Source organism: Sphingobacterium sp. UBA5639, from assembly GCF_002421245.1.
Classification (GTDB): domain Bacteria; phylum Bacteroidota; class Bacteroidia; order Sphingobacteriales; family Sphingobacteriaceae; genus Sphingobacterium; species Sphingobacterium multivorum.
In genome coordinates this window covers 112,929-127,385 of sequence record NZ_DIJR01000025.1, presented here as the reverse complement: position 1 = coordinate 127,385, position 14,457 = coordinate 112,929, and the positions used below count along the sequence as shown (strand labels likewise).

Sequence of the window (14,457 nt, the reverse complement as noted above, 5' to 3'; positions counted from 1 at the left end):
AAGATTTATTTAACAAGTATTTCGTCCAATTTTGGAAGTCCATTTGGGAAATGAGTTTTGATCAATTTTTGCCAGTCCAGCGCTTTATTGTCTTTTTCGCTTGTCCCAACTCCGGCAATATGAGACCACTGTCCGTAAACAGTTGCCGGAGAATAGTCTAATAGGTGCTCCTCGTACCAGGAAGCGCCACGAAGCCAGTTGACCTGGTACTCATGAACTAAATAGCTGGCTGCGATTAAGCGTGCTTGATAAGGGATATAGCCGGTCTTCTGTAACTGGATCATCACACTGTTTATAAAATCATGTTCCGTGTGGCCCGATTTCCATTTTTCAAATAATTCTTCATTCCCGTCTAAGGTCGGATGATCCTGAGGGGAGCTGTTTTTAGTGCCTTGTGGCTTAAAGAATATATTCGGATATTTTTTAAGCATAAACCTAAAATAATCGCGCCAGAGCAGAATGTCGACAATCTTTTCAAATCGTTTGTCTTTCTTACCTTCACCAAGTTTTTTGATATTGTTATAGAGTAAAATAGGCGACAAGGCCCCTGACGCTATAAAAGGCCCTAGAATCAAAGGGTCCTGTTCTGTCTCCGGAAAGGTTGACAATAGCGCATGCATAATACTAAGCGCAGTGTCTTCGCCACCGAGAATATAGATGTCATCAACAGATTTGATCTCCTCTTCTGAATAGCCCAAATCTTTTAATGAAGGAATTTTGGTGTCCTCAAGATGGGGCGGCGTAAGGAAATTGGTCGGAAATGGGATGGGTTGCCTCACCAGACTTTCCCGCTCTACTTTTTTCTTGAAAATGGAAAAACTATTGGGTATGTCTTTAATAGGGAAAGGAAGATCTTCCTTATGGTAGAGGGTGTGACCGATGAAATGGCGCAAATTTATTTTGCTGCTCCAAAGCTCACTTTCTACTTTTTCCGAAATAGAAGTTTCCCGAAGTGCCACCTCGCGGTGATGATAAACTTCGTTGACTTGGTATTTTTGTGCTATTCTTGGGATAATATCTTCAGGTTTGCCAATATAAGTCAACAAGTCGCTACCATGACTCTTTAATTTTTCTTTTAAAGCGGTCACGGCTTCAATGACAAAGGCCGCTCGCAGAACACCTGTGTTTAAAGTGCCAAATTGATTGCGGTCGAAATATCGGGGGTCAAAACAGTATACCGGGATGATGAATGAACTTTTTTCAGAAGCTTGATAAAATACTTCATTGTCATGAAGTCTTAAATCATTTCGAAACCAGATCATTGTAGCCCTTTTGTCCATAGAGGTGAAGATAAATACTTTTTAGTGCAGCCTATTTTCAGAAGATTTACAAATATATAAGGATATTGTGTTCTTGAAAGTATTTATGCGCGAATTGACAAAAAAAGGACAATGGCGGTACTTGTTTGGATGGTTTACGCTATTTTGGTTAGGAAAAAATAAAAATAGTGTTAAACTTATTTGATGTTTCTCTGTTCTAAAATCAGGGAATTATGATATTTGTAAGTTATTTCCGTTACTCTTGAAACAATCCGAGTAACATACTAAAAGCGTAAGAAAAACATGGAAAAGATTGCTGCATCACCAATGGAACCGTCCTAGGGATTTTATTCGTTTTAGCGAATAAAAGGGTAATATATAAATTCAGCGTACTAGGAAGGAACGATCCTATTTAATGGCTCACGATCGTAAGAACGAATCATTAAATCGTGGTAGTTTCAAAGCCAAAAATATAGAGAATTCGAATGAAAAAGGTTTTAATCAGCGGGCTAAATACCTATTTGGGACGACGGGCATCCTGTTATTTGCAATCCAAAGATTTTGATGTGACTGGATTAGTGCGCAACTTATCCCTTTTTAATAAAATAGTAAAGGAAAAGGTGACGGCAAAGCTTTTTGAATTGGACCTGTTGCGAAAAGGGGAAGCTTTTGAGAATTTTCAGATTGCTGAACTCAATTTTGGAATTTATTTTACGCAGGTTCCCTCACTTGACAATGATATACAGCTTCAGCTTGAATTGCTTGGTCTGCGCAATTTCGTGGAAATTTGTAGACGTGCCGGAAATAACCGCGTCATTTATGTCGCGAGGCTAATGGATGAACATTTTTTGGAGCCTGTGCGCGATCTGCTGGAAAATTTACGCGTCCAATATACCATTGTGATTAAAAGTAGCGTCATCGGGAAGGAGAGTGTCTTGAACCGCATATTTGCGAAACTTGCCAAACGGCAGACCATATTTTATTGGAACTGGGTGGCTTCCCTGAAGTTTCGCCCCCTGCCTTTGCTCGATGTTTACCGCTGGCTACGAGAAATGCCTTGGGAAAATAATTTTATATCAGAAGTTATTTACTTCGGTGGCAATGAGGAAATGACATTTAGAGGCTTATTTTACCATTTCCTGAAGTGCACTTCCGAAGGCCAAAAGAGAGAAATAGGCGTCAATAAATTCTTTGCTAAGCTCTTGTTGACAAGGTTGAATGATATCAATAAAGAAGATATTGATGAATTTAGGCGAGTACTTTATTATGAGAAAAATGTAGATAATTCAACTTGGCAGCGCGTACAGGCATTTGAATTTACGCCCTTGAAATCCTATGTCTGCATGGATACCTAGGTAATGGTTGAGGTTGTTATACTGATGATAAGAGAGCGGGATCCAAGATCGCTAAAGGTTTTTTCTTTATATCCTGTTTAATAAATTATTCTGTTAAATTTGTGGATTAACATGTTGAAGCAGATTTAATATATGGGATACAATAGTTTAGAAGCATGTGTTGCGGATCTTGAAAAACATGGTCATTTAATCCGGATCAAAGAAGAGGTCGATCCCTATTTGGAAATGGCCGCCATCCATATGCGGGTGTTTGATGTTGAAGGGCCCGCCTTATTTTTTGAAAATATCAAAGGTTCGGAATTTCCGGCTGTATCTAATTTGTTTGGAACGCTGGAACGCTCGAAGTTTATGTTCCGGGATTCGTTAGACCACCTGAAGAAATTGGTGGATGTTAAGATGAATCCTGCTGCAGTACTTAAAAATCCTTTTCAATATATTGGTTCCTCGATGACAGCCCTTGGGGCTTTACCCTGGAAAAAAAAATCGGGGGCTCCCATACTTCATGGTAAAACATCAATTAGTAAACTTCCGCAGATCGTCAACTGGCCAATGGACGGCGGTGCTTTTGTGACGATGCCGCAGGTATATACAGAAGATGTTGCCAAACCCGGTATTATGCAGGCCAATCTGGGGATGTATCGGATTCAGCTTTCTGGGAATGATTATCTGCCTGATCAGGAGATTGGTTTACATTATCAGTTGCATCGTGGTATCGGAATCCATCAAACTAAGGCAAATGCGCTCGGTAAACCTTTAAAGGTGAGTATTTTTGTCGGCGGACCGCCAGCACATCCCTTGTCTGCTGTAATGCCGCTACCGGAAGGACTCTCTGAGATGATCTTTGCCGGGGCATTGGGAAATAGAAGGTTCCGTTATTTTTATGATGATGAAGGTTTTTGTATCTCGGCAGATGCAGACTTTGTGATTACCGGTACTGTTTATCCCAACGAAAATAAACCGGAAGGTCCTTTTGGTGACCATATCGGATACTATAGTTTAACTCACCCGTTTCCCTTGATGAAGGTGCATAATGTGTACCATAAGAAAAATCCAATTTGGTCTTTTACCGTTGTGGGGCGGCCGCCGCAGGAAGACACCAGTTTTGGTGCCTTAATCCACGAAATTACGGGGGCGGCCATTCCAAAGGAGATTTCAGGTCTCCATGCAGTTAATGCTGTTGATGCCGCTGGTGTACATCCCTTACTTTTTGCAATAGGGTCTGAACGGTATACGCCTTATCAGCGTGTGGATCGACCGCAAGAAATTTTAACGATAGCCAATCAGATACTGGGTAAAAATCAGCTCAGCCTTGCTAAATATTTGTTTATTTCAGCAAATGAAGATAATCCGCAATTGGATATTTATGATATTTCGGCTTTTTTGGGTCATATCCTTGAACGCATAGACCTTACTCGAGATGTTCATTTTCAGACCAATACGACTATTGATACCTTAGATTATTCCGGCGATGGATTAAATGCCGGTTCAAAGGTGGTTTTTGCTGCCGCTGGTACAAAGAAAAGAACATTGGGCCGTGAATTGCCAGCCAATTTTGAGCTGCCACGACCTTTTAATCAGGCAAAATTTGTCATACCTGGTGTTATTGCGATAGATGGACAGGCATTCTCCACATACGAGCATGAATCGAAAATTATGGCGGAATGGTGTCGCGCTGCCGCTGCAAGCTCCTGGGAAGGTTTTCCATTGATCGTTTTATGCGATGATGCTAACTTTACCGCTGCTACTGTCAATAACTTTGTTTGGACAACGTTTACCCGGAGTAATCCTGCGTATGATATTTATGGAATAAATAGTTTTACAGCATTTAAACATTGGGGTTGTGAAGGTCCTCTGATTATTGATGCGCGAACAAAACCCCACCATGCCCCGGCTTTGATTAAAGATGAAGCGGTGGAAAGACGTGTGGATCAGCTTGCTGCAAAGGGAGGCTCGCTGCATGGAGTTATTTAAGAGCGCTTAATGCCTGTTCATTCAGGTTTATGGTTGAGAAATTAAATTAGAATAGATTTTAAAAGGTATAACATCAAGATGAATACAGCAGAATTATTGATTAAATCAAAAGGAAGCGAATTACAGTTTCAGGAAGTATTGGCTCATATTGCCGATCATTACAGCTATAGTCCCAGTGCATTTCAGAATGGGACGTTGAAAAATTCGAAAGAAGAAAATCAAGGCAGCGCAAAAGTTTTCTATTTTGCACAGTTGAATGGTCTTTCGCAGGAGGATACCTTGCGCCTTTTTGCCGAGCATTATCAGAATGTACTCGATAATCCTGAGGGAGAGGGACATCAGAACATTCGTCAATTTAGGACAAATGGCTGGGATGGGATCCTGTTTGAGGAAGAAGTACTGGTGAAAAAATAATAAATTTAACCTAGTAGCGGTAAAAACCTGAGATGCACAGGAAAACATCTTGTTGTGGCAGTTTTGAAAAGACAAAATTGAAATGGCCATTCCACAGGGTAGCATAGGTGCTACACGATAACGAAACCACGGGAATAGAGAGGGCAGTAACAATAGATTACTGCCCTCTCTTTTTCAACTATTTTGTCAGCTAAGCGGTTGGCTTAAGCATTACTTTCGCAATCCTGGTCTTTGTTCCCACCAAAATAAACCATCCAGCAGATACCGAATTGATCCTGAAAAGCGCTGTATAGTTCGGCAAAAAATGTTTCGCCAAGTGGCATTTCAACGACCTTTGCATTGGTGCTCAGTGCATCGTACAAAGCTTTCGCTTCGGTGGTGCTTTCGCACATCAGCATGACATAGCTGTTGTTTCCTTGGATATATTGTTGTCCAAAAGCAGGAACAACATCAGCTCCCATCAGCATACTATCGCCGTTGATCGAAATTGCTGTATGACAGATTTTGTTTTTTGCTTCGTCTGGAACAGGTGGCATCTGTGGGTCGGCAGGGATATCTCCATAACGCATGAAGCCAGGATTTTTTGTATTGAAGACTTTTTCATAAAAGTTGAATGCTTCTTCACAGTTTCCGTCGAAATTTAGATAAGCGTGTAATTTTGCCATGATTTCTAATTTTTGAATATAATGATTACTTCTTTTAACTCTTTTCTCAATTTTTCCTTCCTATAAGACTATAAATAAATAGCTTGGAAGCACATTGGTAAAATTAAGCTGAAGTTTTCTTAAAAATCTTGCCTTAAGGCAAGATTTAAAAAAGTAGTCCTTTGGGCGTTACCACGGTTTAATTTCCGTGGACAATTTCTTTCCGGATGCGGCTTAGGGAAGTGTCGGTGATGCCCAGGTAGGAAGCAATATGCTTGAGTGGTGCCTGCTGTATCAATATTGGTTTTTCTTTTATCAAGCGCAAATAGCGGGTAGTAGCAGGCTCGGTAATCATGGCAATAGCCCTATTTTTACTGTGAACAAGTTCCTTGGCCATCCAAGAACGCCCCCATTCCCTAAATTCAGGAATCTGATGAAAAAGTTCCTGAAAATCTTCAAACTTTATTTTCCAGAGACGGGTTTCCATGAGTGCCTGGATATTTTCCACCGTTGGATGGCGTTGAAAAAAAGAGGCGACTTCAATGACAACATCATTGTCCGTACAGAAGCTTATGGTAACTTCATTGCCTTCATAATCGTGTAAAAAGGAGCGTGTAAGTCCATACTCAATCAAGTAATAAGCATTTGAAACCTGTCCTTTGGTCAATATAAAATCGCCCTTTTTGACGGTTATGGCTTCATGTTTTTCTGTAATTGCAGTTAATTCCTGAGGAGTTAGTGCAAGCTCACTATAGAAGGTTCTAATTAGATCCATGTCCTGGTTATTTGATTACGAAGTTAATTTAACGATTAATCTGCAGATCAATTGTTAATAGATTGTGTGATTATTGTAAACAAATAAGTGTTTCGTTGATAATTTTGTTTGTTTTGAAAAGTATTTTTGATAAAAATATAATAAATATTAAAAATTATTATGAATTTAGTTTTTAATTGTTTTACTTTGTATCAATAACATAATGTAAAAACGAAATATTTAAAATTTTCATAATATGTGTGGAATTATTGGCGCTTTTGAATTAAAGCAACCTGCAAGCTCATTGAGATCTCAAGTATTAGAAATGTCAAAACGTATTCGCCACCGTGGTCCGGATTGGTCGGGTATATTCACCGGTGAGAAAGCTTTATTGGCACACGAGCGGTTAGCTATTGTTGACCCTAAATCTGGAAGTCAACCATTGTACAGTCCGGACGGTAAAGTTGTACTAGCAGTTAATGGCGAGATCTATAACCACCATGAATTAAGAAATAGCCTTCCTGATTATGAGTTCTCGACACAAAGTGACTCTGAAGTTGTGTTGGCATTATATTTAGCGAAAGGTCCCTCATTTGTGGATGAATTAAATGGTATTTTTGGTTTTGCACTCTATGATTCACGTGATGATTCCTTTTTTGTCGCACGTGACCATATGGGAATTATCCCTCTATATTATGGTGAAGATGAGCAGGGGCAATTGTTCGTTGCATCCGAATTAAAATCACTGGAAGGTTTCTGTACGACGATTGAACAATTTCCTCCGGGGCATTACTTGTATAGCAAAACGGGGAAAGCTCCGCAGCGCTGGTATCAACGTGATTGGGAAAGTTACGATGTTGTAAAAGACAACGAGACCGATATCGCTGTTTTGCGCAAAGGTTTGGAAGATGCGGTGCATCGTCAATTGATGTCAGATGTACCTTACGGTGTACTGCTGTCTGGTGGATTGGATTCATCGGTTATTGCTGCGGTAACGAAGAAGTTTGCATCCAAACGTATCGAAAGTGACGACAAAGAAGATGCCTGGTATCCTCAACTGCATTCATTTGCGGTGGGATTGAAGGGAGCACCGGATTTAATTGCGGCACAGAAAGCAGCAGATCATATCGGAACAATACACCACGAGATCAACTTTACCATCCAAGAAGGATTGGATGCGATCCGTGACGTGATCTACCACTTGGAGACTTATGACGTCACGACGGTACGCGCTTCTACACCGATGTATTTATTAGCTCGTGTAATCAAATCAATGGGCATTAAAATGGTATTGTCGGGTGAAGGGTCAGACGAACTCTTTGGTGGGTATCTTTATTTTCATAAAGCGCCAAATGCACAGGAATTTCACGAGGAAACTGTACGTAAGCTGAAAAAGCTTTACCTGTACGACTGTCTGCGGGCAAATAAATCACTTGCAGCATGGGGTGTTGAAGGGCGTGTACCTTTCCTAGATAAAGAATTTATGGACATTGCGATGCGTATCAATCCTTCCGATAAAATGATTCGCGAAGGAAGGATGGAGAAATGGGTTGTACGTAAGGCATTTGAAGACTATCTGCCAGAAAGCATCGCATGGCGCCAGAAAGAGCAATTTTCTGACGGTGTAGGCTATAGCTGGATCGATACCTTGAAAGAGCAGGCTGAAAGTAAAGTTTCTGATCAGGAGTTTGCCGAGGCTTCAACGCGCTTCCCGATAAACACACCGAAAAACAAAGAAGAGTTTTTATATCGGACAATTTTCGAATCACATTTTCCTTCAACAGCGGCAGCACAAACTGTTCCATCGGTAAAATCTGTCGCATGCAGTACGCCGGAAGCCTTAGCTTGGGATGCTTCTTTCCAGAATCTGAATGATCCATCGGGTCGGGCTGTGGCCTCGGTTCACCAAGAGAGCTACGAAAAATCCAAAGTGGAAGCCGTGTAACTAATCAACCCTCATATCTATATTTGGTAAAGCCTGGAAAGTTTCTTTTCAGGCTTTTTATGTTTTTTTTTCAACTAAATAAGGGTATATTATTTAATTGATTAAAAATGAATGTGTGTTTTTAAATATTGTTTAGTAATTTTCGGAAAAGCCAATCACAGGAAACTTTGGGTTTCTAAATTAACTAAGGTTGACCGGAGCACTGTCTTTTTCTGGAGCTTCTTTGAGAGCTAGTGGAATATAGTAACATGTAGTTTGCGCTCGTAGCGTTAGCGTATTAACGGAGAATTATACAATAAATAAAGATATATACATGAAGGTAGATTTAATGAAACAGCGTGGAATGAAATCTTTAGGGCTGGCACTTCTATTGCTGAGCACTCCAGCTATTTTTGCTCAAAATAAAGAAGCGATGGTTTCGTCAATTGTGCAGGAGGCAAATGCAAATTCACAATTGGAGAAGTATGCGTTTGAGCTTGTCGATATGATTGGCCCCCGTCTTGTCGGGAGTCCACAAATGCAACAGGCGCATGATTGGGTTGTCAAAAATTATAATGCGCTTGGCGCACAGGCCCGCAATGAGCCCTATGGTGAATGGCGTTCGTGGGAACGAGGAACTTCTCAGGTGACGATGACCTATCCCCGCATAAAATCTTTGGAAGGTACACAGTTGGCGTTCAGTCCCGTGACCAAGGAGAAAGGGGTTGAAGCCGAGGTTGTGGTAATGCCTTTATTTAGTTCCCCGTCTGATTTTCAGTCTTGGCTTAAGACAGTCAAAGGCAAGATCGTATTGATTGGAATGAATCCGCTTTCAGGACGGTCAGATGCCAACTGGAAGGAGTCAGCTTCCCCGAAAGGTTATGAAAAATATCAAGCCTTAAAAAATGATCAGTTGAAAAAATGGGAGAGTAGTATGTCCTATACGGGAAGCACGCGTCGGACATTGCCCTTGGCTTTGGAGAATGCTGGCGCCGTTGGTGCCATTGATTCCTATTGGACAGAGTTGCCTGGTATTACACGGATTTTTGATGCGAAGTCCAAACAGATTCCGGTATTTAACGTAGGGCTGGAAGATTACGGTCTGTTATACCGCATGGCAGAACATGGGGTCAAACCTCGGGTTTCGCTGCAGGGAAATTCAAAAGAGCTTGGAATATCAAAGACCTATAATAGTATCGCAGAGATCAAGGGAAAGGAAAAACCGGGCGAGTATGTTGTGCTTTCGGCGCATCTAGATTCGTGGGACGGCGCTTCGGGAGCGACAGACAATGCGACAGGAGTAATTACCATGATGGAGGCTGTCCGCATTTTAAGGAAGGTTTACCCGGATAATAAAAGAACGATTTTGGTCGGTAACTGGGGAAGTGAGGAGCAGGGGCTGAATGGCTCTTCAGCTTTTGTCGAAGATCATCCCGAGATCGCTAAAAATATACAGGTGGTATGGAATCAGGATAACGGCACAGGGCGAATTGTCCGGATAGGGGGCAGTGGTTTTGAAAAATCTTACGAATATATAAGCCGCTGGGTGCAATATTTGCCTGAAGAGTTCCGTAATGAAATCCAAACCAGTTTTCCAGGTATGCCGGGGACGGGGGGAAGCGACCATTCTTCTTTCGTTCAAAAAGGAATTCCGGCCTTTGGGCTCTCTTCCACATCCTGGGACTATGGTAAGGTGACCTGGCACACCAATCGGGATACCTATGATAAGATTGTGTTTGATGAAGTAAAACAAAACGCCATTATCGTTGCGATTTTGACTTACCTTGCCTGTGAAGAGCCTGCTTTGGTCTCCCGCGATAAGATCACATTGCCAATTGATAAAGATGGCAAGCCGACGGTATGGCCAACTAATCTACAGTCTAAAAGAACGAGTGGCAACTGATGATGAAACAGCTCATTTTTGTTGGTCTATTTTTGGTGTGCGCCCTACTCTCTAATGGACAGGTTTCATTTGCCAATTTAGAAAACTACAGAACCGAGTGGTTGATCCTCCGTGAAAATAATAATTCTCTGGTGGGGATCCGTAGTTTCGCGACAAATACTGTAAAATATTATTTAACGGTAGATCCTACTACACTGCAAACGCGTGTAGTAGGAGATCGATCGGTCAGCGTTCTGTACAACGATGCGGCTCAGGTTACAAAAAGTCTAAGTGGTTCGGTATACGAAAGCTGCTTCTCTTTAGTCAGAAAAACTGAAAACAACTTACAGGATGCGGGGCTGAATTTTAGGCTTCCCAAAGAGGCTGGTATTAATTTGACGATTGATCTATGTCCTTCACATAAACCTTTGGACAGGGCTATTTTTGAAGATCTTCTCGCTGCATTTAAGGGGATAGATCGCAGCCTGCCACTGGCCGTTTCTGTTTCGGGTAAATGGATGCTAAATCACGCCGCAGATCTAGCATGGCTAAAGTCATTGGATGCAAAGGGAGTAAAGATTACCTGGGTAAATCATACGTATGACCATGTTTTTACTAGTAATCCTTTAACATCCAATTTTTTGCTTTCCAAAAATACGAATCTAGGTTATGAAGTGTTGGAGAATGAAAAATTGATGCTGAAAAACGGTCTTCTGCCTTCGGTATTTTTTCGTTGTCCGGGCTTAGTTTCCGATCGGCGCATCATTGAGCAGCTATTGTCCTATGGTCTTATTGCGGTAGGCTCGGATGCCTGGTTGGCTAAAGGACAGCAGGCCAAAAACGGAAGTATTGTCCTGATTCATGGTAATGGGAATGAGGAAGTTGGGGTGCAGGATTTTATCCGATTGCTTCGGACAGAATCTCAGGCCATAAAAACAAAACACTGGACATTGTATAGTTTATCCGAAGGCCTGGATCAGGAGTAACATTAACCTGTACTAAATTGCATAAAAAAGGGCAGTCCAAATCTTTTTGGATAGCCCTTTTTGTGTTGTCTTGTTTTCCTGAGTTTATGACGGATTTTTGAGGTGCTGATTGAAGTAGTCCGCAATTTTTTCGTACATATGAATACGGTCTTTTCCCATTACATTGTGTTCATGAGTCGGGTATAGAAAATAATCTACTTGCTTTCCGGCTTTAATACAGGCTTCTAAAAACTCCATGCTGTTTTGTTGTACAACGACAGGGTCTTGTGCGCCGTGAATAATCAATAGTCTTCCTTTCAGTTGATCGGCTTTATTGAGGAGCGATGTCAATTTATAACCTTCCGGATTTTCTTGCGGCGTGTCCATGTAGCGTTCGCCGTACATCACCTCATAAAATTTCCAGTCGATTACAGGACCTCCAGCTACTGCAGCCTTGAAGATATCGTTATGATGGAGCATGAAGGAAGTTGTCATAAAACCACCGAAACTCCACCCGAAAATACCCATGCGCTGTTGGTCAACAAAAGATTTTGATTTAAGGAACTCTATTCCTTTCATCTGGTCGGCCATTTCGTTTTGACCGAGGTTGCGATGCGTAGCTGTATAGAAATCACGGCCTCTGTAATTCGTGCCGCGATTATCCATCGTGAAGACGATATAGCCCTGTTGCGCCATATACATATCAAAATATCCAGCGCCTCCTAGCCATTTGTTGGAAACAAGCTGCGAATGTGATCCGCCGTATAAATAATACATGACCGGATATTTCTTAGCTGGATCAAAGTCGTTGGGATAAATGATACGTCCTGTCAATGGGTATTTCCCATCTGCGGATGTCAACTGTACAAATTCGATTTTAGGATCATTTATTTTTCCGGAAAAAGGGTTTTCTGCATTGACTAAGGTGGTTTCTTTAGCAGATTTAACTTCTTTGACCTGAACTTTATTTGGTGTTTTTAAATTACTATATTGATCGTAGATATACTTGCCATCGCTACTTAGTGCAGCATGATGCGTACCCGATTCATTTGTTAATTGAACCGTTTTCCCAGATTTTAGGTCGACCTCAAATAATTGGCGATCTAAACCGTTGTTGGTGACTCCTGTATAGCTAACTTTGCTGCCATCAGCCGAAAAGTCGAGCAATGCCTCCATAACGATGTCTTTATAGCCGAGTTTTTTGATCAGATTACCTTCCGTGTTGTAGAGGTAAAGTTGATTATAGCCATCTCTATCGGATTGATAAAGGAATTGATCCGGTTTGTTTGGTAAGAATGTCAATGGGTTTTCAGGTTCAACCCAGGTTGTCGCAGTTTCTTCAAACAGGGTTTTGACCAAAGAACCGTTTTCTGCATTATATTTGTTGACTTTAAGATCATTTTGCCCACGGTTAAGTACTCCGACGTAGATGTATTTACCAGAAGGATCCCAGGTAACCATGGTCAAATACTGCTCTGAATGCTCACCGGTTTGAAGGGTTACCTTTTGTCCCGTGGTGGTGTTGTAAACGATCAACGAAACTTCTTCCGATTTTTGGCCTGTCATTGGATATTTAATCCATTTGATATTCGTAATTTTGGAACTCCATTGCGGTAATGGATAATTGGCGACCATCGTTTCGTCTTTGTGATAGTACAGCAGTTTGTCATTTTGATTGTTCCACCACATTCCTTTCTTGATGCCAAATTCCTGGCGATGGGTGTAATCACTACCATTGACAATTCCTTTGTCGTTATCGTTGGTGACGGAAGTAATTTTGCCGTCTTTGTCAACAATTGCGATGTTATTGTCTACTAAGTAGGCGATTTTTGAAAAATCCGAACTTACCTCGCGATTAGCTCCCTTGTTGTCATTGCCGATAAAGCTTTCAATATTTTTTGATTTGATATTGTAAGCCACCGTGTAAGTTTTATCTTTTCCATCGACTTGGAGTAATAGCGCGTTTCCATCACGCCATTTATAGTCGTAAGGAAACATCCGCAGATTGAATGTTTCGCCCGGAATAGCCGTTTTCAATGCTGCTTCGAGGTCTGCTTTAGAGGCTAGATTAGTTTCGCTCCAGTTGTTGGAAGCGCTTTTTGATAATAGATTCTGGTACGATTTATCGAGATAGGAGAGGTTGTTTGATTTTGGGATCCACGATGCTCCGGCTATTGATGTTGGGGCGTAAGTTCGGGGTCCAAATACTGTTTCTTCTAAATTGAGGTTGCGTTGTGCATAGCTGCTGATGGAGCTTGCCAACAAGAAGAATAGCGCAATTCTTTTCATTAAACTGTAATATTGTGTGAATGTTTATACACAACGTCATACGTGAGCCCATTCCAGTGGTTATTTTGCGCTTCATTAGTCCAATAATCACATGAGGCTTCTAAACCTGTTGCGATAGGAAATTAAAGGCGCAAGTAGCTCACTACATTCCGTTTGTTTTTAAATTTTATAGGGCTAAATTAGGGAAATAGCCCTATAAAACCTAGTACAGAATTGTTGCTTTTCTAACTTAAATTGTTTGCTATAAACCGCTACGTCTTGCTGCTAAGTTATAGTTTACGTAGCCAGATGTTTCTGAACTGGACCAGATCACCATGATCCTGCAGTACAATTGGACCTGGGCCGTGGCTTATTTGTTTTGGTAGTCCGATATATTCGGTTGTGCCATCGATTTGAGTATTGTTTTGTACAACGACGCCATTATGGAGGACCGTTACTGTTCCTTTAGCGGTCAAGATTCCATCCTTATTGAACTGAGGGGCTTTATAAATAATATCGTACACATGCCATTTTTCCGGAGCAATTACCTGCGCCAGGGGTGGGCGTTGTTTGTAAATACTGCCCGCTCCGCCATTGACATAGGTTGGGTTGTTATTGTTGTCCAATACCTGAATTTCATAAAGCCCTTGTAGGAAAATTCCGCTATTACCTCTTCCTTGGCCCTCGCCTTTGATTACTTCGGGGCTTTTCCATTCAATATGCAATTGAAAATCGCTAAAGTGTTCGTTGGTCTCAATGGCTCCAGCCCCCGGTTTTACTTCAAGTACGTTGTTGGCTACCGTCCAATTGGCTTTGCCTTTTTCACTTTTCCATTGACTAAGATCCTTGCCGTCAAAAAGGACAATGGCATCGCTTGGTATACCCTGATTGATTGTAACTGTCGGTGGTACCGGACTATAATATTCGGTGTCGCTGGGTTTCATATTTGTTTGGGCCTGTAATGCAGTGGCGCCAAATAAGAGTGTTGTTGCTATCGCTGAGGATAAAGAAAAGTTCATCT

At 41.4% G+C, this 14,457-nt stretch carries 11 protein-coding genes; 6 read left to right on the top strand and 5 right to left on the bottom strand.

The window, feature by feature from the left end; translation table 11 throughout:
* Window positions 1-5: 5 nt before the first annotated feature.
* A complete protein-coding gene (locus tag B4Z90_RS15365; protein ID WP_286802704.1) occupies window positions 6-1,280 on the bottom strand; it encodes a deoxyribodipyrimidine photo-lyase in 1,275 nt (424 codons plus the stop codon).
* Window positions 1,281-1,744: 464 nt separating this feature from the next.
* Between B4Z90_RS15365 and B4Z90_RS15360 the strand changes: the two genes are divergently transcribed.
* The 3 genes from B4Z90_RS15360 (at window position 1,745) to B4Z90_RS15350 (ending at window position 4,999) form a co-directional block, all read left to right on the top strand.
* Window positions 1,745-2,614 (top strand): hypothetical protein, encoded by an 870-nt coding sequence (locus tag B4Z90_RS15360; protein WP_286766941.1) that lies wholly within the window; start codon window positions 1,745-1,747, stop codon window positions 2,612-2,614.
* Between the two features lie 132 nt (window positions 2,615-2,746).
* A complete protein-coding gene (locus tag B4Z90_RS15355) occupies window positions 2,747-4,585 on the top strand; it encodes a UbiD family decarboxylase (protein WP_286802701.1) in 1,839 nt (612 codons plus the stop codon).
* Window positions 4,586-4,663: 78 nt separating this feature from the next.
* A complete protein-coding gene (locus B4Z90_RS15350; RefSeq protein WP_070562923.1) occupies window positions 4,664-4,999 on the top strand; it encodes a HopJ type III effector protein in 336 nt (111 codons plus the stop codon).
* Between the two features lie 203 nt (window positions 5,000-5,202).
* Here B4Z90_RS15350 and B4Z90_RS15345 read toward each other — a convergent pair whose 3' ends face one another.
* Both B4Z90_RS15345 and B4Z90_RS15340 read right to left on the bottom strand, forming a co-directional pair.
* Entirely contained in the window at window positions 5,203-5,664 is a 462-nt protein-coding gene (locus B4Z90_RS15345; RefSeq protein ID WP_070562920.1) for a VOC family protein, read from the bottom strand.
* A gap of 178 nt (window positions 5,665-5,842) precedes the next feature.
* Window positions 5,843-6,418: a Crp/Fnr family transcriptional regulator gene (locus tag B4Z90_RS15340; RefSeq protein ID WP_070562917.1), complete on the bottom strand. Its 576-nt coding sequence runs from the start codon at window positions 6,416-6,418 to the stop codon at window positions 5,843-5,845.
* Between the two features lie 235 nt (window positions 6,419-6,653).
* On the opposite strand from B4Z90_RS15340, the gene asnB reads away from it, so the two are divergent.
* From asnB to B4Z90_RS15325, 3 genes are all read left to right on the top strand, one after another.
* Complete coding sequence (gene asnB, locus B4Z90_RS15335) at window positions 6,654-8,342, top strand: asparagine synthase B (RefSeq protein WP_046672432.1); 1,689 nt, start codon at window positions 6,654-6,656, stop codon at window positions 8,340-8,342.
* Window positions 8,343-8,655: 313 nt separating this feature from the next.
* Window positions 8,656-10,224, top strand: a complete 1,569-nt coding sequence (locus B4Z90_RS15330; protein ID WP_112375533.1) for a M20/M25/M40 family metallo-hydrolase — start codon at window positions 8,656-8,658, stop codon at window positions 10,222-10,224.
* Window positions 10,224-11,189: a polysaccharide deacetylase family protein gene (locus B4Z90_RS15325; RefSeq protein WP_286766943.1), complete on the top strand. Its 966-nt coding sequence runs from the start codon at window positions 10,224-10,226 to the stop codon at window positions 11,187-11,189. Before B4Z90_RS15330 ends, B4Z90_RS15325 begins: the two co-directional genes overlap by 1 nt.
* Before the next feature lie 84 nt (window positions 11,190-11,273).
* Here B4Z90_RS15325 and B4Z90_RS15320 read toward each other — a convergent pair whose 3' ends face one another.
* Together B4Z90_RS15320 and B4Z90_RS15315 are read right to left on the bottom strand one after the other, a co-directional pair.
* Window positions 11,274-13,457 (bottom strand): S9 family peptidase, encoded by a 2,184-nt coding sequence (locus B4Z90_RS15320; RefSeq protein ID WP_070562906.1) that lies wholly within the window; start codon window positions 13,455-13,457, stop codon window positions 11,274-11,276.
* A 269-nt stretch (window positions 13,458-13,726) separates the two neighbouring features.
* Window positions 13,727-14,455: a 3-keto-disaccharide hydrolase gene (locus tag B4Z90_RS15315; RefSeq protein ID WP_070562903.1), complete on the bottom strand. Its 729-nt coding sequence runs from the start codon at window positions 14,453-14,455 to the stop codon at window positions 13,727-13,729.
* Window positions 14,456-14,457: the final 2 nt, after the last annotated feature.

What these genes read in the sequence shown, in the direction of transcription:
- B4Z90_RS15340 (WP_070562917.1), bottom strand. Translation starts at nt 6,418, where the DNA reads ATGGATCTAATTAGAACCTTCTATAGTGAGCTTGCACTAACTCCTCAG.
- B4Z90_RS15315 (WP_070562903.1), bottom strand. Translation starts at nt 14,455, where the DNA reads ATGAACTTTTCTTTATCCTCAGCGATAGCAACAACACTCTTATTTGGC.
- B4Z90_RS15330 (WP_112375533.1), top strand. Translation starts at nt 8,656, where the DNA reads ATGAAGGTAGATTTAATGAAACAGCGTGGAATGAAATCTTTAGGGCTG.
- asnB (WP_046672432.1), top strand. Translation starts at nt 6,654, where the DNA reads ATGTGTGGAATTATTGGCGCTTTTGAATTAAAGCAACCTGCAAGCTCA.
- B4Z90_RS15320 (WP_070562906.1), bottom strand. Translation starts at nt 13,457, where the DNA reads ATGAAAAGAATTGCGCTATTCTTCTTGTTGGCAAGCTCCATCAGCAGC.
- B4Z90_RS15350 (WP_070562923.1), top strand. Translation starts at nt 4,664, where the DNA reads ATGAATACAGCAGAATTATTGATTAAATCAAAAGGAAGCGAATTACAG.
- B4Z90_RS15325 (WP_286766943.1), top strand. Translation starts at nt 10,224, where the DNA reads ATGATGAAACAGCTCATTTTTGTTGGTCTATTTTTGGTGTGCGCCCTA.
- B4Z90_RS15345 (WP_070562920.1), bottom strand. Translation starts at nt 5,664, where the DNA reads ATGGCAAAATTACACGCTTATCTAAATTTCGACGGAAACTGTGAAGAA.
- B4Z90_RS15365 (WP_286802704.1), bottom strand. Translation starts at nt 1,280, where the DNA reads ATGGACAAAAGGGCTACAATGATCTGGTTTCGAAATGATTTAAGACTT.
- B4Z90_RS15355 (WP_286802701.1), top strand. Translation starts at nt 2,747, where the DNA reads ATGGGATACAATAGTTTAGAAGCATGTGTTGCGGATCTTGAAAAACAT.
- B4Z90_RS15360 (WP_286766941.1), top strand. Translation starts at nt 1,745, where the DNA reads ATGAAAAAGGTTTTAATCAGCGGGCTAAATACCTATTTGGGACGACGG.